General features: G+C 47.5%; 26 protein-coding genes. 23 read left to right on the top strand and 3 right to left on the bottom strand.

The window, feature by feature from the left end:
- Window positions 1-5: 5 nt before the first annotated feature.
- The 6 genes from CTH_RS08270 (at window position 6) to CTH_RS08245 (ending at window position 6,289) form a co-directional block, all read left to right on the top strand.
- On the top strand, window positions 6-656 hold the full coding sequence (locus tag CTH_RS08270) for a CBS and ACT domain-containing protein (RefSeq protein WP_078665828.1): 651 nt from the start codon (window positions 6-8) through the stop codon (window positions 654-656).
- Entirely contained in the window at window positions 646-1,809 is a 1,164-nt protein-coding gene (locus CTH_RS08265) for an acetoin utilization protein AcuC (RefSeq protein ID WP_078665829.1), read from the top strand. Before CTH_RS08270 ends, CTH_RS08265 begins: the two co-directional genes overlap by 11 nt.
- A 127-nt stretch (window positions 1,810-1,936) precedes the next feature.
- Complete coding sequence (locus tag CTH_RS08260) at window positions 1,937-2,581, top strand: adenylate kinase (protein ID WP_078665830.1); 645 nt, start codon at window positions 1,937-1,939, stop codon at window positions 2,579-2,581.
- A 75-nt stretch (window positions 2,582-2,656) separates the two neighbouring features.
- Entirely contained in the window at window positions 2,657-4,996 is a 2,340-nt protein-coding gene (locus CTH_RS08255) for a protein kinase domain-containing protein (RefSeq protein WP_107753520.1), read from the top strand.
- 47 nt (window positions 4,997-5,043) lie between these two features.
- Window positions 5,044-5,193, top strand: coding sequence for an IDEAL domain-containing protein (locus tag CTH_RS08250; protein ID WP_159071891.1), 150 nt, complete (start codon window positions 5,044-5,046; stop codon window positions 5,191-5,193).
- Complete coding sequence (locus tag CTH_RS08245; RefSeq protein WP_078665833.1) at window positions 5,180-6,289, top strand: 6-phosphofructokinase; 1,110 nt, start codon at window positions 5,180-5,182, stop codon at window positions 6,287-6,289. Before CTH_RS08250 ends, CTH_RS08245 begins: the two co-directional genes overlap by 14 nt.
- 107 nt (window positions 6,290-6,396) lie before the next feature.
- On the opposite strand, the gene CTH_RS14370 is transcribed toward CTH_RS08245, so the two are convergent.
- Complete coding sequence (locus CTH_RS14370) at window positions 6,397-6,591, bottom strand: hypothetical protein (RefSeq protein WP_242946649.1); 195 nt, start codon at window positions 6,589-6,591, stop codon at window positions 6,397-6,399.
- Between CTH_RS14370 and CTH_RS14530 the strand changes: the two genes are divergently transcribed.
- The 13 genes from CTH_RS14530 to CTH_RS14135 all read left to right on the top strand — a co-directional run bounded on the left by CTH_RS14530 (window position 6,515) and on the right by CTH_RS14135 (window position 19,913).
- Window positions 6,515-6,757, top strand: coding sequence for a putative Se/S carrier protein (locus tag CTH_RS14530; protein WP_432612292.1), 243 nt, complete (start codon window positions 6,515-6,517; stop codon window positions 6,755-6,757). The genes CTH_RS14370 and CTH_RS14530 overlap by 77 nt on opposite strands.
- Window positions 6,758-6,760: 3 nt before the next feature.
- Entirely contained in the window at window positions 6,761-9,448 is a 2,688-nt protein-coding gene (locus tag CTH_RS08235) for a helicase C-terminal domain-containing protein (RefSeq protein ID WP_078665835.1), read from the top strand.
- 25 nt (window positions 9,449-9,473) lie between these two features.
- The gene (locus CTH_RS08230) at window positions 9,474-10,124 is read left to right on the top strand and encodes a phosphatidylserine decarboxylase family protein (protein WP_078665836.1); all 651 of its coding nucleotides are present in this window, start codon (window positions 9,474-9,476) and stop codon (window positions 10,122-10,124) included.
- A gap of 105 nt (window positions 10,125-10,229) precedes the next feature.
- Window positions 10,230-11,918 carry an IS200/IS605 family accessory protein TnpB-related protein gene (locus CTH_RS08225; protein ID WP_107753518.1) on the top strand — a complete coding sequence of 563 codons (1,689 nt, stop codon included), beginning with the start codon at window positions 10,230-10,232 and terminating at the stop codon, window positions 11,916-11,918.
- A 251-nt stretch (window positions 11,919-12,169) separates the two neighbouring features.
- A complete protein-coding gene (pssA, locus tag CTH_RS08220; protein WP_078666148.1) occupies window positions 12,170-12,679 on the top strand; it encodes a CDP-diacylglycerol--serine O-phosphatidyltransferase in 510 nt (169 codons plus the stop codon).
- A 339-nt stretch (window positions 12,680-13,018) separates the two neighbouring features.
- The gene (locus CTH_RS08215) at window positions 13,019-13,594 is read left to right on the top strand and encodes a 4Fe-4S dicluster domain-containing protein (protein WP_107753516.1); all 576 of its coding nucleotides are present in this window, start codon (window positions 13,019-13,021) and stop codon (window positions 13,592-13,594) included.
- A complete protein-coding gene (locus CTH_RS08210) occupies window positions 13,594-14,451 on the top strand; it encodes a CoB--CoM heterodisulfide reductase iron-sulfur subunit B family protein (RefSeq protein WP_107753514.1) in 858 nt (285 codons plus the stop codon). Before CTH_RS08215 ends, CTH_RS08210 begins: the two co-directional genes overlap by 1 nt.
- Window positions 14,452-14,476: 25 nt before the next feature.
- Window positions 14,477-16,459 carry a CoB--CoM heterodisulfide reductase iron-sulfur subunit A family protein gene (locus CTH_RS08205; protein WP_078666151.1) on the top strand — a complete coding sequence of 661 codons (1,983 nt, stop codon included), beginning with the start codon at window positions 14,477-14,479 and terminating at the stop codon, window positions 16,457-16,459.
- Window positions 16,450-16,884, top strand: a complete 435-nt coding sequence (locus tag CTH_RS08200; protein WP_159073842.1) for a hydrogenase iron-sulfur subunit — start codon at window positions 16,450-16,452, stop codon at window positions 16,882-16,884. Before CTH_RS08205 ends, CTH_RS08200 begins: the two co-directional genes overlap by 10 nt.
- Window positions 16,881-17,837: a 4Fe-4S dicluster domain-containing protein gene (locus tag CTH_RS08195; RefSeq protein ID WP_078666152.1), complete on the top strand. Its 957-nt coding sequence runs from the start codon at window positions 16,881-16,883 to the stop codon at window positions 17,835-17,837. Before CTH_RS08200 ends, CTH_RS08195 begins: the two co-directional genes overlap by 4 nt.
- Window positions 17,838-17,853: 16 nt before the next feature.
- On the top strand, window positions 17,854-18,876 hold the full coding sequence (locus CTH_RS08190) for a 4Fe-4S dicluster domain-containing protein (protein ID WP_078666153.1): 1,023 nt from the start codon (window positions 17,854-17,856) through the stop codon (window positions 18,874-18,876).
- A gap of 3 nt (window positions 18,877-18,879) precedes the next feature.
- A complete protein-coding gene (locus CTH_RS08185) occupies window positions 18,880-19,725 on the top strand; it encodes an FAD/NAD(P)-binding protein (protein ID WP_107753512.1) in 846 nt (281 codons plus the stop codon).
- A gap of 44 nt (window positions 19,726-19,769) precedes the next feature.
- Complete coding sequence (locus CTH_RS14135) at window positions 19,770-19,913, top strand: hypothetical protein (RefSeq protein WP_159071889.1); 144 nt, start codon at window positions 19,770-19,772, stop codon at window positions 19,911-19,913.
- On the opposite strand, the gene CTH_RS08180 is transcribed toward CTH_RS14135, so the two are convergent.
- Window positions 19,882-20,247, bottom strand: coding sequence for a TIGR04086 family membrane protein (locus tag CTH_RS08180; protein ID WP_159071888.1), 366 nt, complete (start codon window positions 20,245-20,247; stop codon window positions 19,882-19,884). The genes CTH_RS14135 and CTH_RS08180 overlap by 32 nt on opposite strands.
- 80 nt (window positions 20,248-20,327) lie before the next feature.
- Here CTH_RS08180 and CTH_RS08175 point away from each other — a divergent pair, with 80 nt between their 5' ends.
- Both CTH_RS08175 and CTH_RS08170 read left to right on the top strand, forming a co-directional pair.
- A complete protein-coding gene (locus CTH_RS08175) occupies window positions 20,328-20,927 on the top strand; it encodes a TatD family nuclease-associated radical SAM protein (protein ID WP_242946650.1) in 600 nt (199 codons plus the stop codon).
- An 87-nt stretch (window positions 20,928-21,014) separates the two neighbouring features.
- Window positions 21,015-21,935 carry a tetratricopeptide repeat protein gene (locus tag CTH_RS08170; protein WP_078666157.1) on the top strand — a complete coding sequence of 307 codons (921 nt, stop codon included), beginning with the start codon at window positions 21,015-21,017 and terminating at the stop codon, window positions 21,933-21,935.
- On the opposite strand, the gene CTH_RS08165 is transcribed toward CTH_RS08170, so the two are convergent.
- Window positions 21,921-22,556 (bottom strand): L,D-transpeptidase family protein, encoded by a 636-nt coding sequence (locus CTH_RS08165; protein WP_159071887.1) that lies wholly within the window; start codon window positions 22,554-22,556, stop codon window positions 21,921-21,923. The genes CTH_RS08170 and CTH_RS08165 overlap by 15 nt on opposite strands.
- A 115-nt stretch (window positions 22,557-22,671) precedes the next feature.
- On the opposite strand from CTH_RS08165, the gene CTH_RS08160 reads away from it, so the two are divergent.
- Both CTH_RS08160 and cooS read left to right on the top strand, forming a co-directional pair.
- Entirely contained in the window at window positions 22,672-23,148 is a 477-nt protein-coding gene (locus CTH_RS08160; protein WP_078666159.1) for a 4Fe-4S dicluster domain-containing protein, read from the top strand.
- Between the two features lie 17 nt (window positions 23,149-23,165).
- Window positions 23,166-25,058 carry an anaerobic carbon-monoxide dehydrogenase catalytic subunit gene (gene cooS, locus CTH_RS08155; RefSeq protein ID WP_107753510.1) on the top strand — a complete coding sequence of 631 codons (1,893 nt, stop codon included), beginning with the start codon at window positions 23,166-23,168 and terminating at the stop codon, window positions 25,056-25,058.
- The last annotated feature ends 5 nt before the right edge of the window (window positions 25,059-25,063 follow it).

The following is a 25,063-nucleotide window of genomic DNA, read 5'->3' as shown; positions in this document are numbered from 1 at the left end:
GAAGGATGGAAGTCTACCGAATTATGCGTTCACCAGTGGTAACTGTTAACCCTCAAACTACCCTGGCGGAAGCCTGGAAAATTATGAAAAATTTGCGCATCAGGCATTTGCCGGTAATTTCCGAAGGGCGGCTGGTAGGGATTGTTTCTGATCGGGATTTGCGTTCTGCCAGCCCGGCGTTCTGGGAAGAAAACAGCGAAGAAAAAACCTGCCAAATTTGGATCGGGCAGATCATGAGCAAAAATGTGATTACTATCGCGCCTGATGATACCATAGATGAGGCAGCCAGGATTATGTATGAATTCAGGATCGGCTCCTTGCCAGTGGTCGATGGCAAGTACCTGGTCGGGCTTTTGACCCAAAGCGATATTTTGCGGGCATTAACGGAATTGCTGGGTGTACACGAACCCGGCTCCCAGTTAATTTTGGAAATACCAGATCGGCCAGGCGTACTGGCTGACATCGCCATTATTTTCAAAAATCTGGGAGTAAATATTGTCAGTGTTGTCACTTTACCCAAACGCAGGCATGAGGAATACCGTTTGATGGTAATCAGGGTCAATACCATCGATCCCCGCAAAATTATGGCTGCTTTACAGCAAGCAGGATATATAGTCAGAACGCCGCGACTGGAGGATACCGGCTATGGGCGGTAGAAGTCTTTTAATCCATAGCCGGCATTTTCAGCGGTATCAGCTTAGTGATGAACATCCCTTCAATCCTTTGCGGCTGGAATTAACAGAAACCCTGATTAAAGCCATGGGGCTATGGCCAGAGAAGGCGCTAGAAGCGCGAGGTGCAACTTTTGAAGAACTGGTACTCTTCCATTCTCCTGCCTATGTCAATGCGGTTTTTAGTCTGGGGGAAAAAGGGGAATGTTCCCTGGGCCCCGAGGCATGGGGACTGGGTACGGAAGACAATCCGGTTTTTCCCCGGATGGGGCAAGCAGCAGCCTTGCTGGTGGGGGCATCGATACAGGGAGCCGAATTGATTCTTGCCGGCAACGCTGAGCATGTTTTGAACTATGCGGGTGGATTACACCATGCCCACCGGGAACAGGCTTCCGGCTTTTGCGTTTTTAATGATATTGTGCTGGCAATCAAGAAATTTTGTCAGGCAGGCTGGCGGGTCGTCTATATCGATACTGATGCTCACCATGGTGATGGCGTGCAATGGGCATTTTATGATAATCCCCAGGTTTTAACCATCTCATTGCATGAAACGGGAAGATATCTCTTTCCTGGTACAGGGAAAATTACCGAACTGGGTCAGGGAGCCGGATATGGCTATAGTATCAATTTACCTTTAGAACCCTTTTCGGATACTGCCAGTATGCTGGAATGTTTTCAGCTGCTGTTACCCCCTCTTTTAGAGGCGTTTAAACCGGATGTAATTGTTTCTCAGCACGGCTGTGATACCCATTATCTGGATCCATTAACCCATCTGCATGGGGACATGCATCTATTACGAGCCTATGCCGAGTTAATTCACGGCTATGCCCATCAATATTCCGGAGGAAGGTGGCTGGCCTTAGGGGGAGGGGGTTATGATATCTGGCGGGTTGTTCCCCGGGCCTGGACACTCCTCTGGGCAACTTTGAGTCACCAGCTGTGTTTACCAGTTGTACCGGCCAGCTGGCTAGAACAGTGGCAGGGAGGAGCGCCAGTACCTTTACCGGCAATGATGATGGACCCGGAAGACATGGTAAAGCCTATTCCCCGGCAGCAGGAAATTCGCGAAAAAAATCTGGCTAATGCGCAGCGGGTATTACAAAATGCTTATCCTATTATCGCAGGAATAATTGGTTAAACGGAGGTAGCAATGAAAAAAGATGTTGCGGGCTCTGTTGTTGCGTTTTCGCCTGAACAGGCCTTTGCAAGAACAGGCCTATGTGTTATAATTTTTTTAGTATTTTGCTTGTTGGGAGGGATTTTTGGTGAGATTGTTGATCATGGGGCCCCCGGGTGCTGGTAAGGGCACTCAAGCCGAGGTATTAGTAAAGAAATTAGAGATACCTCACATTTCCACCGGTGATATGTTCCGGGCTGCTATTAAGGAAGGCACTGAAATGGGCAAAAAAGCCAAGGAATATATGGATGCCGGTCAACTGGTTCCCGATGAAGTAGTGGTCGGGATGGTAAAAGAGAGACTGAGCAAGGAAGATTGTGCTCATGGCTTTTTACTGGATGGTTTTCCACGGACTATCGCCCAGGCAGAAGCACTGGAAAAAACATTACAAGAATTGGATATGCAGATCGATGCAGTCATTAATATAGCTGTGCCCCGGGAGAAACTGATGGAGCGCCTGACCGGTCGTAGAATTTGCCGGGCTTGTGGAGCCAGCTATCATGTAGTATTTAATCCTCCTGCCCGGCCAGGCATTTGTGACAAGTGTGGTGGAGAACTGTATCAACGGGATGATGATAATGAAGCAACAGTAGCCAATCGTCTGGATGTTTACGAGGCTCAAACTCAACCATTAATTGACTTTTATCAAGTCAGGGGATTGCTGCGGCAAATCGACGGTGACCAGCCCATTGACAAGGTATTGAGTGATATTTTAACGGCTATTGGCAAATAATTTTGGTGGATTTTTGGCCACAGGATTACCTTCCTGTGGTTTTTTATTAAAGTCTGTTGACAAGGAGGTGAAAAAGTGGCCACAGTATTGAAGGAAGTATCCCGTATCTCCGGACTTTATGGTCTTGATGGCGAAGAAAAAGTAGCCAAAGAGCTGGCGGAACAGCTTCCGGAATATTTTCTGGTGATTAACTCACCGCGCCTGGCAATGAATGATAATGTGGTGGATATTGACCATATTGTGATTACGCCGGCGGCGATCTTTGTCATCGAGAGTAAAAACATGAATGGCCGTATCACCGGCGGCCTGATGGGCAACTGGACCCAGGAGCGATTAAATGATGGCAAGAAGGAATATATCAAGATAGGCAATCCTGCCGCTCAGGTTAATCAGTATACCAAAGTTGTTCGGGACTATTTAAAACATCATTACTATCAGCAATACCAGGTCCAAAAAAATTTTAAGATGGAACCCATTGTAGTTTTTACCCATGAACATTCCAATATTAATGGGATTCACTACACTTCCCGGGGAAGGGTTGGTAAGGTCAGGGTTTTGTTGTTAAAGGACCTGGTTTCCCATATTATGAGCTTTGATAAGGAATATATGACTTTAGAGGAGATGCATGAGGTAGCTGATATCCTGGTGCCTCAGGATCAGCGGGAACAAACCGGGGTTTATCCGGTGCTGAACGATTTGCCCAAAGAAAGTTTTCGCAGCCGGTATCAGATTCTGGAGGAGATAGGCCGGGGAGCTACCGGGGTGGTTTTCCGCGCCTTTGACAATAAGCTGGATCTGGAAGTAGCAGTAAAGCGGCTGTATGCGGGCCAGGATGGAGAGAAACATAAACAGTGGAAGCAGATTGCCCGGATTTCTGCCCGTTTGAATCACGCCAATATAGTACGCATCCATGATTATTACGAAGAGGATGGCGAGTTTTACCTGGTCATGGACCTGGTTCAGGGTTTGACCTTGAGTGAGGCTCTGGAACAAAGGCAATTTAGCTGGCGCGAAATCTATGATATTCTGGAACAAATATGTAATGCCCTGGACTATGCTCATCGAGAAGGGGTTATTCATCTAGACCTCAAAGGGGATAATATTCTCATTGATGAAAAAGGACTGGTGCATGTTACTGATTTTGGTCTGGCAGCCCTAGCGGAGCTGGGCCCTGGCAAAAGCATAGGCACTCCCCTCTATATGGCACCCGAACAGGTAAGAGGAGAAAGGGGGGATAAATCTTCTGACTGGTTTGCGGTCGGAGTTATCCTGTATCAATTGATAACCGGACATTTTCCTTTTTATGGAAAAGACTTGCGAGAAGTAGGACAGGATATTTTATACGGGCAACCCCCGCCGTTAACCCGCTGGCGGGAGGATGCACCGGCAGAACTGGAAAAAGTGCTGGCCAAAGCCCTGGCCAAAGAAGCCAGGCAGCGCTATCAAAGCGGGCGGGAGTTACTGGCTGATTTAAAAACTGCTCTGGGTGAACGCCTTGAAAGTGGACAGGGCTTGACCCAGCAATGGTTTGCCAATCAGCGCTGGTTAAATTTCTGGCGGGATGATAAAAAGAAATTTTATGTCATTGTGGCCCTAACGGCATTAATCTTCGGCTGGATGTTCAGTTTACAAATGTATATAGACCGGAAGTTCCCCCAATCCGGCAGCAGTACAACAGGGGAATTATTACAGGATAGCCGTCTGGATACTACTTTAATTACCAATGAAAATATAAATCAGGCTTATAATAAAGTTGAAGAATGGTCCGGACGCAAAGTTAAGATTACAGGTAGACTGGAGAAGCTGGTTAATCGTACAGAAGATTATCTCTTGTTACAAATGGCTGTTTCAGATAGCAAAGGAGCTATTACCAGAATCCTGGTCCAGTATAATGGGGATCCCCATCTCCTTCTGCAAAAAGAAGAGAGTTTGCCTCTGGTCAGACTGGTAGGCAATCTGGGCTCAACTACTACTGTTGATCCCCGCAATGGGGAAATAATAAAGATACCCTTGATAGTCAACAGTGTAATTGAGCCAATTGAATTATGGAATGCCATGACACCAGCTAAATACAAATTGGATGTTAAGCAGATACTGGTGCGACATGGGATAGAGGTAGAGCTGGAGCGGATAGAAATAGCAGAGGAGGAAACGCGTTTATTCTTAAGGGTCAAGAATCGTTCCTTGCAAAAACATCTGGTCTCTCTGGCTAATCCTCAGGCTAGACAAGGAAATAATATCATCTACCAGCTTTACCATAGCGAAAACAATTATCAATTCGAGTTACAACCCGAACAGGAGGTAAAAGGGCAAATTATCCTTGGGCCCCTTGATATTATCCAGCGGCAAGTCGAAATTAGTTTGGGGAATAATTTTTTGGGACAGGAACCCTGGGTATTTTCAGTCAAGTGGTAGGCACGGCAGCATAGAATATATTAGAACCCGAAAGGGAGGTGCTGACCGTGCCCCAATTCCTTTTGCGTGACCTGGCTACGGAAATTTATCTGGAAGTTTTATGGATTTATATAGATGATGCCCTGGATCGTCAGGACAAAAGAAGGTTTGAAGAATTATGTGGCGAATTATTGTCTATTATTAATGGAACAGGTTGAAGGAGGGCTGGTTATGTTAAAGCGAATCGGAGTATTAACAGGTGGGGGTGATTGCCCGGGTTTAAATGCGGTGATCAGGGCAGTTACCAAATCGGCTCTGCGGGCTGGTCTGGAAGTGGTTGGTATCGAGGATGGTTTTGGGGGGTTAATCAGACAACAGTTTCGCCCTTTGAATCTGGCGGCTGTGTCCGGTATTCTTCCCAAAGGGGGAACGATACTGGGCACTACCAACCGGGACAACCCCTTTAAATACCCTGTGCTGGTAAATGGCGAAAAAAAGTATGTGGATATGTCCCAAACTATCCTGGACAATCTGGCGGTAGCGGGAATTGATGCTCTGGTGGTTATTGGTGGGGACGGCAGTTTGTCTATTGCCAGGGAGTTACATAATAAAGGCTTAAGGGTAGTAGGTGTTCCGAAAACTATAGATAATGATTTATCTGCTACTGACATTACTTTCGGCTTTGATACTGCTTTACATACGGCCACCGAGGCGCTGGACAAGCTCCACACTACTGCTGAATCCCATCACCGGGTAATGATTCTGGAGGTTATGGGCCGTTATGCCGGTTGGATCGCTCTGGAGTCAGGGGTAGCTGGTGGTGCTGATGTAATTTTGATTCCAGAAATAGAGTTCCAGATTGAAAATGTGGTTAAGAAAATCGAGGAACGCTGCCAGCAGGGCAAGAAATTCAGTATTATAGTTGTAGCAGAAGGAGCCAAACTGGGTGAAAACCTGGTAGTGCAGAAAGTAATTGAGGATAGCGGTGATCCTATTCGCCTGGGAGGGATCGGCCAGCGGCTGGCCGATGAGCTGGAGCGCAGGATTAATCTGGAGACCAGAGTGACAGTGCTTGGCCATTTACAGCGCGGTGGCAGTCCTACTCCATTTGACCGCATTCTTGGTACCCGTTATGGGGCAGCAGCCGTAGAAGCCCTGCTGGAAGGGGAGAACGGGGTAATGGTAGCCTTGCGCACTCCCGATATAGTAACTGTTTCCCTGGCTGAAGCTACCGGGGTATTAAAGCGGGTCAATCCTGAACATGACCTGGTTCAGGCGGCTAAAGCCATTGGCATTTCTTTCGGTGATGAATAATATATAAATATATAACAAAAAAGAACTGTACCCACTCTGGATACAGTTCGGAGAAAAGGGGAGAGGAGATGAGGTGATAACAGGACTTATCCTGATTCATATTATAGCTATTTTTTACTTCCTGACCAGTAATTTGGGGGGAGTTGCCGTTTTTGCTGGCTGAACGGCAGAAATGAGGGATTATTTATGATACGTGAGTTAATAAAGCTAAAGAATTTTTGCTGTTTGGTTTTTTCCTCAGCCCAGCAGGCATTGGCCGCAGAGCATATTGTTGATACCCGAGCTTTACCAGCACTAATCATCCCCACTCCCCGTATTATCACAGCTTCTTGCGGGTTGTCGTTGAAATGCCGGTTAGAGGATGAAGCCACAGTTACAGCGGTTTTACGGGCTGAGGGTATAGAACCGGAGGCTTGCTATATTTGTACCGAAGGCCAATTACCCGTTTTGAAATGGAAGGGGACTTAAGCTTTGGGGATTAAGAATTTTGTTGCTATTGATATTGAAACAACAGGAGTTTCACCGGCGATTGATGAGATCATTGAGATCAGCATCTGTCGGTTTGAAGAAGGAGAACTGGTGGAGAGCTGGGAGACTCTGGTTTGTGCTAAACATCCTGTTCCCAGGGAAATTACCCGGTTAACCGGTATTTCTTCGCAGGATTTGCAGCGGGCACCGTGCTGGGAGGAAATAGCGGATCTGGTACGGGATAAAATTGGGGAATTGCCTGTGGTTGGCCATAATGTAGAGTTTGATCTGGGCTTCCTGCGTGCCCGCGGTATTTATGCGGGCCATTTTTTTGATACCTGTCAATTGGCCCGCCTGTTGTATCCCGGTTTGTCTTCTTATTCCCTGGCTGCTGTGGCCAGCTTTCTGGGGCTAAAACCCGGAGAAAGGCACCGGGCCCGCTGGGATGCGGAATTGGCCGGGCAACTCTTTCTCTTAATGCAAGCGGAAGTGGAACAGCGACCACTACCCTGGCTTACCATGGTAGCCAAATGGGCCAATCCAGCCTGGTCCCTGGGCAAACTGATCAGAGAGACAGCTGAAGCAGCTCTAAAAGCCGGATTTGCTCAGCTGCCACCCACCATGGAATGGTTAACTGCGGGCCAGCGGTTACAGTATGCTGACAGCGCAGTTACCGATTCCGGGTTGACGATAGCAGAGATTTTTGCAACAGGTGGGCCCCTGGCCAGGGTGTTTAATCAGTGGGAGAGTAGAGCCCAGCAAATTGAACTGGCTGAAGCTATTTTTGCGGCATTAGCCAATGAACGACATTTGGTGGCAGAGGCAGGAACCGGTACTGGCAAGTCCCTGGCCTATCTATTACCTGCGGCAAAGATAGCAATTAGAGAAGGAGCCAGAGTAGTGATCAGTACCAATACCCTGGCTTTGCAGGAACAGCTGCTGGAAAAGGATGGGCCAGTTCTACAACAAATTTTTCCTGGACTAAAAATATTGCCTCTTAAAGGCCGGAGTAATTATTTATGCTGGCGACGCTGGTGGGAACTGGTAGATGGCAGTGAGAGCTGGGATCAGGAAACCTGGACTTTGGCTGGCCGCCTGGCCTGGTGGCTGCATATCACTAAAACCGGCGATGAGGCTGAACTCAGGTTACATGGTCCTGACCGCAGCAAATGGGATTTACTCAAGGCGGAAAGGGATATTTGTCTGGGCAATGCCTGTCCCTGGCAGAAATGCTGCTGGGTGCAAACCAACCGGCTGGCAGCCCAGAAGGCCCAGCTGCTGGTTACAAACCATTCACTCCTCTGTACTGATTTGAAACTGGAAGACAAAGTTTTGCCTGGATATGATTATTTAATCATTGATGAAGCCCACAATCTGGAAGAAGTAGCCCAGCGCCATCTAGGACTTCGCCTGGGTGAAATCGACTTTAGGAGATGGCGGACTGGCCTCTGGCGACGGCCTTTTGGTGGACAGGGGCCTCTGGGTGTACTGGAGAGCTTACCATTAAGGGAAATTAAAGAGGAGCTCCTGCCAGTAAAAAGCCTTAGCCAGGAAGTGGAGAGCCGGGAAAAGGAGTTTTGGGAATTCATTGCCAGCGGGGAAAGATTACCGGAAGTGGTAGGAGACAATTATTTATTGAAGCTGAAAATGTTAGTGGATAGCTTGAACAAGCTGGTCTCTCAGGCAAGGGCCTGGAATCAAGAGGGGCTTATCGCTGAGAGTTTGCTTTCTGAATTGGGAGGAAGAGTCAATCAGGGGCAGGAACTGGTTGAAACTCTGGAAATTTGGTTACAACAACCTTTTTCCCACTGGGTTTACTGGATTGAAGATGGCAATATCTGTGCTGTCCCTGTGGAAGTAGGGCCGATATTGCAGGAGCAGCTTTGGAGCCGAAAAAAATCAGTGATTTTTTGTTCCGCTACCCTTTCCATAGCAGGAAAGAATCACTACTATGCCGAAAGCATCGGGTTAAGAGCCTCTGATTACAAGGAAATTGTTTTATCCAGTCCCTTTGATTATAGAAATCAGGCCCTGCTCCTGGGTGTAGCAGAAGGACCTGATCCCGGGCGGGAAGAAGACAGGCTGGCTGAATATCAGGCCGCCATGTTACTGCAGTTGTTATCCCATTCCGAGGAAAGAGTACTGGCCCTTTTCACTTCTTATAAACATTTGAATACAGTGGCTGATCTGATCGCAGAGCCTATGTTACAGATGGGGCGAAAATTGCTGTTACATGGCCGGGATGGCAGCCGAGGCCGTTTGATTCAGGAGTTTAAGAGTATTGATGGTGCAGTTCTCTTTGGCACCCAGAGTTTCTGGGAGGGCGTAGATCTCCCCGGTGACCTGTTGCGAATGGTGGTAATTATGAAACTGCCCTTTGCTGTGCCCACCTATCCTCCGGTGCAGGCTAAAATGGAATTATGCCGCCAGGCCGGAAAAAATCCTTTTACCAGAGTATCTTTGCCCAGAGCTATCATTCAGTTTAAACAGGGGTTTGGCCGTCTCATTAGAACGGCAGAGGACTGGGGCCTGGTAGTAATTCTGGATCCCAGATTAAAAAACAAAAGCTATGGCCGGGAATTTCTCAACAGCTTGCCAGAGGTAAATGTTGAATGGGCCCATCCCCGGGAAATCGGTTTAAAGGCAAAAACTTGGCTGGAAGCAAGAAAAATGCTACAATATTTAACATAAAATCAAACAGGGGGTAATATGTTACATGCGACAACCGTATCCGATTGCCAGGGAAGCTTTTCCCTACCTGATTTTTTTGGGGATCATCACAGTGTTAGTTGCTCTCTGGTCCTTCTGGGCCGCTCTGGTGCCTTTGACCCTGTTTCTTTTCACTGCTTTTTTCTTTCGCAACCCCAAACGTCAGATTCCAACCGATCCGGAGCTGATTTTATCACCAGCTGATGGACGAGTTATGGTTGTAGAAGAAGTGGATGAAAAGCGTTTTCTCAACGGAAAAGCCATCAGGGTCAGTATCTTTCTTTCAGTTTTCAATGTTCATCTCAATCGCTGTCCCATTGCCGGTACTATTGCGTATACTGCTTTTGAAAAGGGTCAGATGCTGCCAGCTTATAAGCCGGAAGCTGCCAAACTCAATGAAAAGAACTTCATCGGCATTGAAAATAACAATTTCAGGGTACTAGTAGTGCAGATTTCCGGACTAATTGCCCGTACCATTGTCAGCTGGGTTAAAACCGGTGATAAGGTGGCAAAAGGGGAAATTTATGGTCTGATCAAGTTTGGCTCCTGTACAGAGATTTATTTTCCAGCCAGTTGCGAAGTACTGGTAAAACCAGGGGATAAAGTAGTTGGGGGCATTACAGCGGTAGGGAGGTATGCAGCAGCTTCAGAAAACTAGACTATAATTGATTGTATTTAACTGTTTTGCTACATTAAAAGTATGGAACTATTATCCATTGGAGAAGCAGCAAAGTACGGCAGGGTTTCGGGGAGCTGATCAGGAATGCCAAAGAAACACGAGAAGAACAAATTTAGCATAACTGTGTGCGGGGAGTTTTTTCCGGAGATTTACCCGACTCACCGGTCTTCAAAGTGGAGCCGGGGCGAAGAAGACCCGCTGACTACGGAGATGCGTCTCTTCTGTGCCTGTATGCGGTGGGCCTTTAACCGGCTCCTGGAAGGTGCTTCCCGCCATGAAATCAAGAAATCAGGACAAGAACTTTTCGGGCTGAACTCCCGCTATGCGGATGATGCCAGACTTAAAGCACAGGCCCTGCTGGACTCCCAAACAGAACTGCTGAAGTTAGAAAATGAAGAAACAGAAGAGAAACTGGGCCGGGCCAGGAAGAAACTCAGCCTGGCTATGAGGAAACTGGCGAAGGCAGAGGAAAAGGGGGCTGCTTCAGAAGTTATTGAAAAGCTCCGCCTGGCAGTCAAGGGGCGGAACAAGCGGGTGGTTTCACTGGCAAAAAGGCTGGCTGAACTGAAGGATTACCAGGAGAAGGGTACAATACCAGAGGTAGTCTTTGGGGGTAGAAGGCTGTGGGAAAAGGTCTGCCAGGGCCGGGCCGCCCGTGAAAAATGGCGGCACGCCCGCAGGAATCGCCTCTACTCCCGGGGAGACGAGAGCAAGGGAGGCAACCCCAACATTAAGATATTTTATGACGGACAGGACTTCCGCCTGGCGGTTTCCCTCTCCCACCTTTCTGAACAGACAGGCATAGATAAACTTGGTCGCCCCAGGATGAGCCAGGCCCCCAGGGTTGAGGGTAAGTTGTGGCTGCCGGAAAAACACCGGGAACTGGTGCAGATATGGCTGGCCATGAAGTTACCCTATGCGGTAGAACTGATCCGCACCCTGGAAGGACGCTATTTGGTACATTTGACATTTGAACTGGTCAGGGTGCAGGAACCGGACTTTGCTAAAGGTTGTCTGGCTATAGACACAAACCCTGATGGGGTAGCCCTGTGTAACGTTAGCGCTTCCGGCCAACCGGAGCCGTGGCCGGAGGGCTTCAGTGTTCCTTATCCCGGCAACCTGGGCAAGTATGAAGGAGAGTTTCAGGTTATCCCTTACCCGAACGGCTTTCTTTATATCAGAATACCAGACTTAACCCATGCTTCCAGCTTCCGGCGTAGCTACCTGATAGGCGTTTTAGCCAAAGTAGTGGTAGATATAGCTTTCTTTTCAGGCAAACCCATTGTTTTAGAAAACCTGAACTTTGGCAAAGACAGACTGGACACTAATAAAAAGTTTAACCGCATGGCCTCTAATTTTCCATTTGCGAAAATGGTAGGGGCAATGTATCGGAGAGCGGTAAAAGAAGGGGTGCCTTTCAAATTAGTATCACCCCGGCATACTTCAACCATAGGTTACTGGAAGTATATGAAACGTTACGCCGTTCCGGTGCATTGCGCGGCGGCACTGGTTACAGGACGCCGGGCAATGGGGTTCAGGGAACGGGTGACTATAGAACTCAGGCAACTGGTATCGCAAATCAAGCAAAACCTGACCCGGAAGGTTAATCCTGATAGACCTGGGGAAGGAAAAGGGATGACCCGTGGGGTCAGGGCCTGCTTGAGGCGGCTGGAAGAGAGGCTTCCTGTGCATAACGGGCTTGCCCAGAGTGAGCAGGAGGCGTATAACTCCGTCTGGCCTGACCTGAAGTTATTGGCCCTGTCCGTACGGTGACCCCGTTTAGCCGGTGTCGGAGAAACCGGTAGGCGTCCTAACAGGACGCGGGAGGCGGAGTTATACTCCCACCGGGAGGTCAGCATAAACCGGTGCAGTACTCCCGTCCGGGTGGAACTCCCGGGCCGAGGTCCCCTGTCGCCCTGCCCCGCGGGGGCAAAGCAAGTATTCGGAAAGGAGGCGAAAGCCTGGTCTGGGGGCCGACTTGATTGAAAATAAAAATAGTCAAGTTTTTTGAACCAGGATAAAGAATGCATAAGACAACCAAGGCCATACCCAGTATTTTTACCCTTGCCAATTTGTTACTGGGAGTTCTATCTCTTATTTATACCCAGAATAAGGAATGGCAGCTGGCAGCGATAATGATCTTAGGTGCTATGGTATTAGATGGCATGGATGGGCGGTTGGCTCGCAGGCTGGAGGCTACCTCGGCTTTCGGCAAAGAATTGGATTCTCTGTGTGACCTGGTGAGTTTTGGGGTAGCGCCGGCTTTACTGGCTTACAGCAAAGTTTTATATGTTTGGTCCAGTGTTGGAATGATTATTGCCATTGTTTTTTCTCTGTGTGGAGCGATCCGGCTGGCCCGGTTTAACATTTTAAATATAACGGGATATTTTGTCGGGGTACCAATTACTGCTGCTGGCAGTCTGGTTGCCTTGTTAATCCTGGCTGGACACTATTTGCACCCCTATGTTTATCCGGTAGTGATGGTTGTTTTGTCTTTTTTAATGGTCAGTAACATTAAAGTTCCAAAATATTAGTGTTGTAAAACCCCCTTGGCGCATAGTATAAAGTAGTGATTGTTGCGAAGGGGTGAAAAATATGCGCGTGTTATTCATCCCCTTGCCGGGGTTTCTCCGAAATCTGTTGCTCAAGCTGTTTCAGTAATTGATAACAGCCTCATTGGAGGCTGTTATTTTTTTCTGAATTAGTCAGAAAATTTTTATTTATCGGCAGGAATTGGCGGTAAAACGTTGAATATAAATTTAACATGCATGGTTGTGTTGGCCTATTAGCACCACTCTTCACTTGCCGTGGTAGGGAGGTGACCTGGTTATTACCAGAAATTTCGCACATATCTGATGAAAGGAGAGTGGACGATGGAGGATGTGGTAAATATCACCGATTTAATAGCGGCCAACCGAGATTTTGCCCGGCAGGTTATGGAGGAAAGTGGCGAAAACCTGCGTCAATGTTATCAATGTGGAAAATGTTCGGCTGGCTGTCCGGTAGCGGCCGATATGGACATACGTCCAAACCGTATCATTCGGATGGTGCTATTAGGTATGAAGGATGAGGTATTGTCTTCCCGGACCATCTGGATGTGTGCTACTTGTTCCACCTGTACTACCCGTTGCCCGCGTGATGTGGATTTGGCCAAAATCATGGATACTCTGCGCATCATTGCTCAGCGAGAAGGAGTGCTGGCAGGGAGCAAGGCAGAAGCTATATTCCACAATTTGTTCCTGGATTCCATCAGCCGCTTTGGTCGAGTATATGAGCTGGGCCTGGTTATTGGTCTGAACCTTAAAACCAGGAATTTATTTAAGGATGCTGATCTGGGCTGGCCGATGTTCAGCAAAGGCAAGCTGAATTTGTTGCCCCACCGCATCAAAGGTGCGAAAGAGGTGGCCCGGATTATAGCCGAGGCTAAAAGAACGGAGGGACATAGCTAATGGAATTTGCATATTATCCAGGCTGTTCCCTGCATTCAGTAGCTGCTGAATATGAACAGACTACCAGAGTTGTTTTCCAGAAGCTGGGTGCGTCCTTGACCGAAATTCCCGACTGGAACTGTTGTGGGGCCAGCTCAGCCCATAGTGTCAATCATTTAGCCGGTATAGCTGTACCGGCCCGCAATCTAGCTCTGGCAGAAGAACAGGGCAAGGATGTAGTGGCACCTTGTGCAGCCTGTTACCAGCGGTTAGTGACAGCTGATTATGAAATGCGGGAGCAACCGGAAACCAGGGCCAGGGTAGAAAAGCTCATCCAGCGCCCCTGGCAGGGCAAGGTCAAGGTATTATCCATTCTTGATGTTTTTAACCAGATAGGTCTGGAACAGATTCGCAAAGCGGCTGTTAAACCTCTGGTTGGTTTAAAGGTGGCCTGTTATTATGGCTGTTATTTGGTCAAGCCGCCCAAGATCGCCCATGTTGATGATCCGGAAAACCCAATGTTAATGGACAATATTCTGCGCACCCTGGGAGCAGAAACTGTGGACTGGCCTTTCAAAACTGAATGCTGTGGCGGTTCCCTGGTACTTACCAATACCGAAGTGGTTTTACGTCTGGGTAAGGACATTCTGGCGGCGGCTGAGGCAGCAGGGGCGAACTGTCTGGTGACACCATGCCCTCTCTGCCAGCCCAACCTGGACATGAGACAGAGCCAGATCAATAAACATTACAATACCAGTTTTAATTTACCGGTGTTCTATCTAACTGAACTGATGGCACTGGCACTGGGTGTCAGCAAAAGCCAGATACCTTTACGCAAACATTTTATTGATCCTCAGCCATTGTTAGTTTCTTTCTAAAAATTAATGATCAGGAGCGATGCCTATGAAACGCACTGGAGTGTTTTTATGCCATTGCGGAACTAACATCGCCGCTGTGGTTGATGTCAGTCGAGTAGCTGAAGAAGTCAAAAAAATGCCTACTGTTGCTCATGTGGAAGAAAACAAGTATTGCTGTTCTGAGCCGGGGCAAGAGGCGATTATCAGGGCTATTAAGGAACATAAACTGGACAGAGTGGTAGTGGCGTCCTGTTCCCCGCGGATGCATGAGCAAACCTTCCAGAAGGCACTGGAAAAAGCGGGGTTAAACCCTTATTTGCTGGAAATGGCCAATGTGAGGGAACATTGTTCCTGGGTACATGCACAGGAACCGGAAAAAGCTACTGTTAAGGCCATTGATCTGGTAAGGAAAGCAGTGGCTAAGACCGTTCGTCTGCAGCCCCTGAAGGAAGATTACATAGGTATTACTAAACGGGCCCTGGTTATCGGTGGTGGAATTGCCGGTATCCAGGCAGCAATTGATATTGCTGATGCTGGCTATGAAGTTTATCTGGTAGAACGGGAAGCTACCATTGGCGGGAAGATGGCCATGCTGGATAAGACCTTTCCGACCTTAGACTGCTCTGCCTGAATAAGCACACCCAAGATGGTTGTTGCGGCGCAACATCCTAACATTAAATTATTGACTTATGCTGAAGTAGAAGAAGTAAACGGCTATATTGGCAACTTTGAAGTAAAAATCAGGCAGAAGGCCCGTTATGTTGACATGACAAAGTGTACTGGTTGTGGCCTCTGTGAAACCAAATGTCCTACCAAAGTTAGCAGTGAATATAACCTGGGACTGGGTAAAAGACCGGCAATTTATAAACCTTTCCCGCAGGCGGTCCCCAATAAGCCGGTGATAGATCCTAACAGCTGTCGCAAGCTGAAGGAAAACAAGTGTGGCGTCTGTGCCAAGGTATGTCCTACCGGGGCTATCAAGTATGACGACCAGGACCAGATCCTTACCGAAAAATTTGGTGCCATTGTCATGGCTACTGGTTTTGACCTCTTTGATTGGACTCAGACTTATGGGGAATACGGTTATGGCCAGTATCCGGATGTAATTACCGGTTTGCATTTTGAACGCCTGGCCAATGCATCCGGTCCTACTGGTGGAAAAATCAAGCGCCCCTCTGATGGCAAAGTGCCGGAAAAAGTGGTTTTTATCAAGTGTGTTGGTTCCCGGGATGATACCAAAGGTAAGTCCTATTGTTCCAGAGCCTGCTGTATGTATACAGCCAAACACGCCATGCAGGTATTGGAAAAAATACCTAATTCAGAAGCCTATGTATTTTATATGGATGTAAGGACTCCGGGGAAGGCATATGAAGAGTTTTATCAGCGAGCAGTGCAAGCAGGAGCCCAGTATCTGAGAGGTCGGGTATCGAAAATTTATCCAAAAGGTGACAAGCTGGTAGTTAGAGGGGAGGATACCCTGCTGGGCAAACAGGTAGAAGTAGAAGCAGATATGGTGGTTTTGGCCACAGCGATGGTTCCCTCGGCTGGTTCTGATAAAATTGCACAAATTGTGGGCTTTTCCACTGATAAAGATGGATTCTTTACTGAAGCCCATCCCAAGCTGCGCCCAGTAGAAACCAATACTGCCGGGGTATTTCTGGCTGGTTGCTGCCAGGGGCCCAAAGATGTTCCTGACACCGTTTCTCAGGCCAGTGCAGCTGCGGCCAAGGTTATCACTCTGCTGGCCAAAGACCAGCTGGCAACCAACCCGCGGGTATCAGAAGTCAATCCGGCCCTTTGTTCGGGTTGTATGTTGTGCCAGCCGGTTTGTCCGTATAAAGCCATTGAAGCGCGTACCATCACTGAAAGAGGCCACCATGGCATGGTTGAAAGAGTTATCGCTGCCGTTAATTCCGGACTATGCCAGGGCTGTGGGGCTTGTACTGTTGCTTGTCGTTCTGGTGCACTGAACCTGAAAGGATTCTCCAATGAACAGCTCTTGGCGGAGGTGGATGCAGCATGTCGTTAGAAAATAAGCAGGACTGGGAACCCAAAATTGTAGGTTTTGCCTGTAACTGGTGTAGCTATGCCGGTGCCGATTCAGCCGGTGTCAGCCGTTTTCAGTATCCTGCTACGATTAGAGTAGTTCGGGTACCCTGTTCTGGTCGGGTTAATCCCCAGTTTGTCATTCGAGCCTTTCAGCGCGGGGCTGACGGTGTGCTGGTAGCCGGTTGACATCCCGGTGACTGCCACTATGCTAGTGGCAATTACTTTACCCGTCGACGCTATTTGATTATGAAAAGATTGTTAGAATACGTGGGACTGGAGCCGGGGCGGTTTAAAGCCCGCTGGATTTCCGGCTCAGAGGGGCAGAAGTGGGCTGATACCGTTAAAGAAATGTCTGAACAGATCAGGGCTCTTGGTCCCAACAGGAAGATGAGGGATGACAGATGATCAAACTGGTAGAAGAGCTGCGGGCAGAAGTGGCTCGTCTGCTTGCGGATGGCGAGGTCAAACTGGTTATCGGTTATGAGAATGGCTCTGATCCTACCCGGACCACTCCGCTGTTTGTGAAGTCGGCGGATCAGGTTCAGCGTCTTACCTTTTCTCCCTTTGCCATCAATAATCTGGCTAAATATTTGCTGGATTATCAGCTTGGGGAAGGGAAAATCGGGATTATTGCCAAAGGTTGTGACTCCAGAGCCATAGTGCGCTTGTTGCAGGATAAACAGTTTCCGGCTGAGCGTTTGATGGTAATCGGAGTAAGCTGTCCTGGACAGCTGGATAGCAGAAAAGTTCTGGCTCAGATCGATCCCCTGGCTAAATTGGAGCGGGTTGAACTAAAAGGGGAAGAAGTAGTACTTGTGACCGATCGCGGCCAGTTCAGCCTTAAAAAAACTGACTACTTAATGGATAAGTGTAAGGAATGTGAAACTCCCAGGCCAGTACTTAGCCATAAATTTATCGGGCCCGAGCCTCCGGCAGGTAAAACTCCTGCCTATGAGGAAATTGCCCGATATGAGGCCATGAGTCCGGCGGAAAAGGCTGCTTTCTGGGATAAGCAATTTGAAAAATGCATCCGTTGCTATGCCTGCCGTAATGTTTGTCCGGCTTGCAACTGTCGTCAGTGTTGTTTTGATCAGGCTGAACCCAACTGGCTGGGGAAAGGGGTAAATGCATCGGAAAATCACATGTTCCAGCTGACCAGGGCAATGCATGTGGCAGGTCGTTGTGTGGACTGCGGTGAATGCGACCGGGTATGTCCTATGGATATCCCATTGCGCTTACTTAACCGTAAAGTCTTAAAAGATATTAAAGAATTGTTTAGTGTGCCCACGCCCGGGATTGATGATACTGCACCGGTTTTAGGGGCCTATCGGGCCGCTGATCCGGATGAATTCCACTAATATGAGGTGGTTGTTGATGGAAAACAGGTTTCTATCGGAAGCTAAACTGGACCAATTTCTGGCTGGGCTGGGGCAAAAGTATCAGGTAATTGCACCTGTGGAGGAAGAGGGGATAGTATTATTTAAGCCCTGGCAAAATGAACAGAAGATCACTTTGCGGGGCAGCAATTCCGTAGTTCCTCCCAAGGATTTCTTCTTTCCCCAGACCGAGACCATGTTTAAATTTAATGCCGCTGGTGATTGGGAAATTGAGCAGGCACCGGGTATTGGGCCCAGAGTAATTGTCGGCATGCGTCCCTGTGATATTATGAGCTTGAAATTGCTGGATCCGGTTTTCATCGGCGAAAAATTCAATGATGTCTATTATCGTGATAAAAGGGATAATACAGTTATTATCGGTGTCAGCTGTGAAGAGGTTAATCACAATTGCTTTTGCGCTGCCTATGGCAACTCCCCTGTTAACGGGGAAGGGGCAGATTTGCATCTGACCTGGCTGGGTGATGGTTACCTGGTCGAAGTTCTAACTGAACGGGGGCGCGAACTGGTGGACAGTCAGTCTTCCCTTTTTACAGCTGCCGGTACAGATGCCCAGTCTAAAAAGGCCGAAAAAGCTGAAAAGCTTCTGGCCAAGCAACGGCCTGTAGATGTTGCCGGTGTCAAGGAAAAGCTGGATGAGATGTTTGAGCATCCCTACTGGGAAGAGATTGCCCCTAAGTGTCTGGGCTGCGGTGCCTGTACTTATGTTTGCCCTACCTGTCATTGTTTTGATATCGTTGACCATGTTTCCCATGGTTATGAAGGGGAAAGGTTCCGCTGCTGGGATTCCTGTATGTTTGCTGATTTTACCTGCATGGCTGGGGGGCACAACCCTCGACCCACGAAAAAGGAACGGGTCAGAAACCGTTTCCTGCATAAATTGAAATACCATAATGATCGTTATAATCTGCCGGGTTGCGTGGGCTGTGGCCGATGCCTGAGTAAGTGTCCGGTTAACATGGACATTACTCGTATTATCTCCGATGTAAAGGGTGTGAAATAAAGAATGTGCAAGAGCGCAAATCCTTTGCAACCCCATATAGCCACCATAACTAAAATTATTGATGAAACACCGGATGTTAAAACCTTTCAGGTGGTTTTTGATGATCCCCAGGTTTTAGATAATTTTGGTAACTTGCCAGGTCAGGTAGCCCAGCTGTCAGTGATCGGAACCGGGGAAGCCACGATTTCCATTACCAGCTCCCCTACCAGAAAGGGATTTCTGGAATTTTCTATCAAAAAGGTGGGTCGCTTAACTTCTGTTATTCATCAGTTAGAAGAAGGATCAAAAATCGGGGTAAGGGGTCCCTATGGAAACCATTTCCCCTATGAAATGATGAAAGGGAAGGACCTGCTTTTTATCGGTGGTGGTATCGGGCTGGCGCCTTTGCGATCCCTGATTGATTTCGTACTGGCAGATGAAAACAGAAAAGACTATGGTAAAGTGGAAATTATTTATGGGGCACGGTCAAAAGCCGACCTCTGTTTTAAGTATGATCTCTTCGATCGCTGGCCTAAAGCCAAGGATTGTCAGGTCTATGTAACTATCGACCGGCCGGAAGAAGGCTGGGACGGCAAGGTGGCTTTTGTGCCGGCTTATCTGGAAGAACTTAATCCCAGTCCCCAGAACAAAATCGCAATTACTTGCGGACCTCCGATCATGATCAAATTCGTGTTACAGGCCCTGGAAAAAATGGGCTATACAGAGGACCAGGTAGTAACAACCCTGGAATTAAAAATGAAATGCGGAATCGGAAAATGCGGGCGTTGTAACATCGGTCATAAATTTGTTTGTGTTGACGGACCTGTATTTACCCTGGCTCAGCTCAAACAAATGCCCAATGAGTTTTAAAAAATACCCCCTCCTCCATACAATGGAGTGAGGGGGTGCTTATTATGGCATTAGCATTTGTCAGGCAAAACAGAGCTAGCATGGGGAAAAGAAAACAAAAGAAAAAAAGCCGGGTGCTTTTCGGTCTGGTTTACTTGATTTCAGGATTAGTGCTGATCAGCGTGCACCTGTTAATGCGCCTGCAATAGAACCGACTAAAATGGCAGCTATGTTGCCTACCCAGGCAGAGATGGTCATTGCGGACCCGTAAAAAACTATACCGATGGCCAGTAAAAACAGGATGAAAAATACACTTAGCAACAAGGTATGATATAATATACGGTGTTCCACCCTATTACCGAGATACCAGCTACCAGAAAAGGCAGAACCGGCTAGAAAAAGAACTACGAAATAGTCAATATACGTTTCTGGAAGGGATGTAAACTTAAGGGCAAGAGCCAGCACGACTGTAAATATCAACAAGGAAAGAATAGAGATTATTGAGGCAACAGTGATTGCACGCCAGTTTAAAGTTTCATCCATCCTTTTCACCTCCCTGCTAAAAAATTTATGCATGGAACAGGAATATATAACTGCTTGGCAATAATGAAGGAGGTATGCCGGTGATTACCAATTATCAGCTGGGTAACAGCCTTTATTTAAATATTACCAATGCCTGTACCAATCGCTGTGATTTTTGCATTCGCAATACTACTCAGGGACCTGGGGAGAAAAGCTTATGGCTGGAAAGAGAACCTTTGGCCAGGGAAATCATTGCTGACTTGCCGGCTGATTTAAAGCAATTCGATGAGGTGGTATTTTGCGGCTATGGTGAGCCTTTAGTGCGTCTGGAGGTAGTAAAGGAAGTAGCAGCTTATCTAAGGCAACAGCAGGTGAAGTCCATCCGCATTAACACCAATGGACAGGCCAATCTTATTCACCGGCGCAATATTGTACCGGATTTGGTAGGGTTGGTAGATGTGGTTTCTATCAGCCTCAATGCGGAAAATGCGGAAAAGTATCAGGCTAAATGCCATTCTGTGTATGGTAAAGAGGCATATTCCGCTTTACTGGAGTTTGCAGCAGAATGCCGCAAACATCTTCCCAGAGTAATCTTGACGGTAGTGGATGATGGAACAGTAGATATCGGGGCCTGTCATAAAATTGCGGAAACCCTGGGTGTGGAATTGCGAATCAGACATTATTATCCCGAGTTTGCTTGAAAAAATCGCCCTGTCGGCTGGCAGGGCGATTTTGCATATTTACCTGTGAACAAGCATAGATTTTTTGGTAGGGAAAGGAGGGACAATATGTTGACCCTGGAAGAGGAAAGGGAGAACTACCTGGTTGTTTTGAGCAAAAACCCCAAGGATGTCTGGACCCTCTTGCGCCTGGGTTATGTTAGCACCAGGCTGAAAATTTATGAAGAAGCCAAGCATGCTTATGAAACTGCGTTAAAACTGGATGACAACCTTTATTTTGCCTATTATGGTCTGGGTTATATTGCCTGGCAACAACAGCAACTGGATCTCGCTAAAAACTACTGGCAAAAGGCGATCAAAATAAACCCTTATTATTTGCAGGCATTGTTTCGCCTGGGAGTAGTGGAAGCCGATTCCGGTAATTGGACGGAAGCGGTAAATTATTTTCAGAAGGTGCTGGCTATAGAAGGAGCACATATAAAGGCTTTGCTCTGGCTGGGAAAATGTTTAAATCTCCTGGGTAGATATGAGGAAGCTATTGCTCCTTTGACTCGGGTTACTGCTTTAAAACCGGAGATCGAATTTGGCTGGTATCAGCTGGCATTAGCTTATGCGGGTATAGGGGAAATCAGGGAAGCTGTCGCCAAAGTTAAAGAGGCAATCAGGCTTAATCCGCGTTTACCTCATTTATATGACAAACTGGCAAAATGGTTATGGCAATTAGGGTATGGACAGCAAGCGGAAACTGCCCATCGCCAGGCAGTAGAGCTTGCCCCTAATCTGGGCATATACTGGCGCAACTGGGGTTTGGCCCTATGGCGTACAGGACGCTGGCAGGAAGCGGAAGAGCCGTTACGAAAAGCAGTAGAGCTGGAAAAAGATAATGGTATAAACTGGTATTATCTAGGTCGGGTTTTGTATAAGGGTAAAAAAAATGCGGAAGCAAAAACAGCATTTGCAAAAGCTCTGGAATTGATGCCTTTCCATCAGGCCAGCAAAAGATATTTAAATCTCTTATCTAAAACCTAAGGCCTGATAATCTGTGGCATGGATTTGACCGGTAATTTCAACTTTTCTTGTTTTTTGCCAGTTTTTCACTGCAAGCTCGGTACTGTAACCAAAAATACCGTCAGCATTTCCTTGATAAAATCCCAGAGCAGAAAGGCGTTCCTGAACTAGGACTACATCAGCACCTTTTAAGTCCCGAAAAAGAGGTCGCCAGCTCCAGGAAGCAAAAGGATTGCCGATAATGACCACTGGTGTACCTGTTTTTACCAGTGGATATAAACGCTCAATATCCTGGTTTTTCATTCTAATACAACCGGCTGAAGCCCGCTGACCAATGGACCAGGGCTTGTTGGTGCCATGAATGCCATATTTACCCCAGGGAACATCTAATCCCAGGAACCTGCTGCCAAAACCGTTACCCCAGTTGGCAGATTTATGTATTACTTTCCAGTTGCCGATCGGGGTAGGCGAATTTTTTTTGCCTATGGCTACCGGAAATTGAACAAGGGGCTGGTTACCTTGCAGAGCTGTAATAGTACGATTATTAAGATCGATTAATAACCAGGTATTTTGGTTGGAGGCAATAGCTGGGGAAAAAGGAAAGAAAAGAAAAATTAACACATATAATATTGCTTTGCGCATTCCCATCACCCCTAATATTTTAACGCCAAAAAATTTTTTTATTCGGCAGGGATTTTACATAAAATATAGTAATTACCAATTAGGCGAGAGAAAGAGAAAAGGAGGTGAAGGAGAAATGAAAAAAGTTATGGTTAGAGCTGAGAAATGCCTGTCCTGCCATAGCTGCGAACTGGCCTGTGCTGTTGCCCATAGCCAGCAGAAAAATTTATTTCTTACTATATTGAATGGGGAAAAACCGGTTAACAGGGTACAGGTGGAAAAAACCAGCCAGGGTGCCATGCCTTTACAGTGCCGTCATTGTGATGATGCGCCCTGTTTACTGGCCTGTATGACCGGTGCTATCTACCGCGCTGGGGATGGGAGTGTACAACTAAAACGGGAACGCTGTGTCAGTTGCTGGATGTGCATTATGAGCTGTCCCTACGGAGTCATGTTGACAGAGGCTGAGGGGAAGGCAGTTAAGTGCGACCTCTGTCATGATACAGGCAAGCCAGCCTGTGTTCAGGCATGTCCTACTCAGGCTCTTGTTTATGAGGAAGGGGAAGAGTTTGCTGCTGCAATAAGAAAAAATTATGCCAAAAATTTAATCTAGAGAGGGAGGCTACAGATATGGAGAAATTTACAATAGATACCGGGGCGGAGCAAGTATTACAAAACTGGCAGGGTCCTGTAGAACATGTCTGGCAGAGGTACCAGGAACAGGAACCCCAGTGTGGCTTCGGCAGTCTAGGCTTGTGCTGCCGTCACTGCGGCCAGGGCCCTTGCCGGATTAATCCTTTTGGGAAACCAGACAAAGGAATCTGTGGAGCAGATGGCAATATTATGGTTGCCAGGAACTTGCTCAGACAGGTTACTGCCGGGGCAGCAGCTCATGTGGATCATGCCTATGAAACCCTGGAAGTTTTAGAAAAGGCCTTATCTGAAGAAGGACCATACAAGATCACTGATGCTGAAAAGCTAAAAGGGCTGGCTCACAAACTGGGGATTGCTGTTGAAGGCAAAGATATAAAAGATATTGGCAAAGAATTAGTAGCCAAAGCCAGAGAAGATTTTCAACGTTTTGGCAGTGGAGAATTGAACTGGCTGGTTGCCCATGCTCCCAAAGAAAGGGTAGCTAAATGGCGGGAACTGGGGGTAATACCCAGAAATGCTGACCGGGAAATTCGCGAAGCCTTACATCAGACCACCATGGGTATGGACGCTTCCTGGCCAAATCTTTTGCTGGCTACTGTCAAGCTGGGTCTGGTGGATGGTTATGCAGGTTTAAAACTGGGTACTGATTTGCAGGATATACTATTTGGTACACCCCAGCCTGTCTTCAGTGAAGCTAACCTTGGTGTCCTGACTGAAGAAAACGTAAATATTGTTATGCATGGACATATACCTTTGCTTTCCGAGAAAATAGTAGAATGGGCCAGAAAGCTGACACCGGAAGCACAGAAAGCAGGGGCCAAAAGTATTCAAGTCAGCGGTATTTGCTGTACAGCCAATGAAATTTTGATGCGACATGGCATTCCCCTGGCAACTAATTTTCTGGCCCAGGAACTGGCAATAGCCACCGGACTCACTGATGCCATGATTGTGGATGTGCAATGTATTATGCCATCTCTGGCTTCCCTGGCCAGATGCTACCATACAGTCCTCATTACTACCAACCCCATCGTCAAAATGGATGGCGCAACCCACCTGGAATGGTCCTATCAGCAAGCTGATGAAATGGCCAGAAAAGCAGTAGAATTGGCTATTGCAGCTTATAGCAAGCGAGATCCTGCCAAAATCAATGCCACCCGAGAAAAGACTACCCTCATGGCTGGTTTCAGTGTAGAAACTATTATTTCAATCCTCAGCAAAATAGATGCTCAAGAACCCTTAAAGCCCCTGGTTCAGGAGATTAGCAATGGCGATATCCAGGGGGTAGTGGCAACTGTTGGTTGCAATAATGTCAAGATTACCCATGATTACCTGCACGTAAATTTAGTCAAAGAATTAATCAGCAAAGATGTACTGGTTGTGACAACGGGCTGTTCAGCTAATGCCCTGGCCAAAGCTGGTTTGCTCAATAGTGAAGCTACGGAAAAGTGGGCTGGGCCGGGCTTGAAGAAGATCCTGTCTCTCCTGGGTCAGGTAGCCGGTCTGGATAAACCCTTGCCGCCAGTCTGGCACATGGGCTCCTGTGTAGATAATTCCCGGATTGGTGATGTGCTGACAGCTCTGGCAGAATACCTGGGCGTGACTGTTCAGCAATTGCCTGTTGCCGCTTCGGCGCCGGAACATCAGCATGAAAAGGCCCTGGCTATCGGTACCTGGGCTGTAGCCATGGGATGTCTGGTTCACTTAGGAGTAATGCCTCCGATATTAGGGGGGCAGGAAGTCACTGCTTTCCTAACCAGTGGCGCAGAAGAGGTTCTCGGAGGCAAGTTTTTCGTAGAATCCGACCCTGTAAAAGCTGCAACGGTTATTTATGAACATATTCAGGCCAAACGCAAGGGACTGGGCTTATAGGAGGC

The sequence above is a fragment of the Carboxydocella thermautotrophica genome, from assembly GCA_003054495.1.
Classification (GTDB): Bacteria; Bacillota.
The sequence above is the reverse complement of the archived record's forward strand: the minus strand, read 5'-3'. Positions and strand labels throughout refer to the sequence as shown.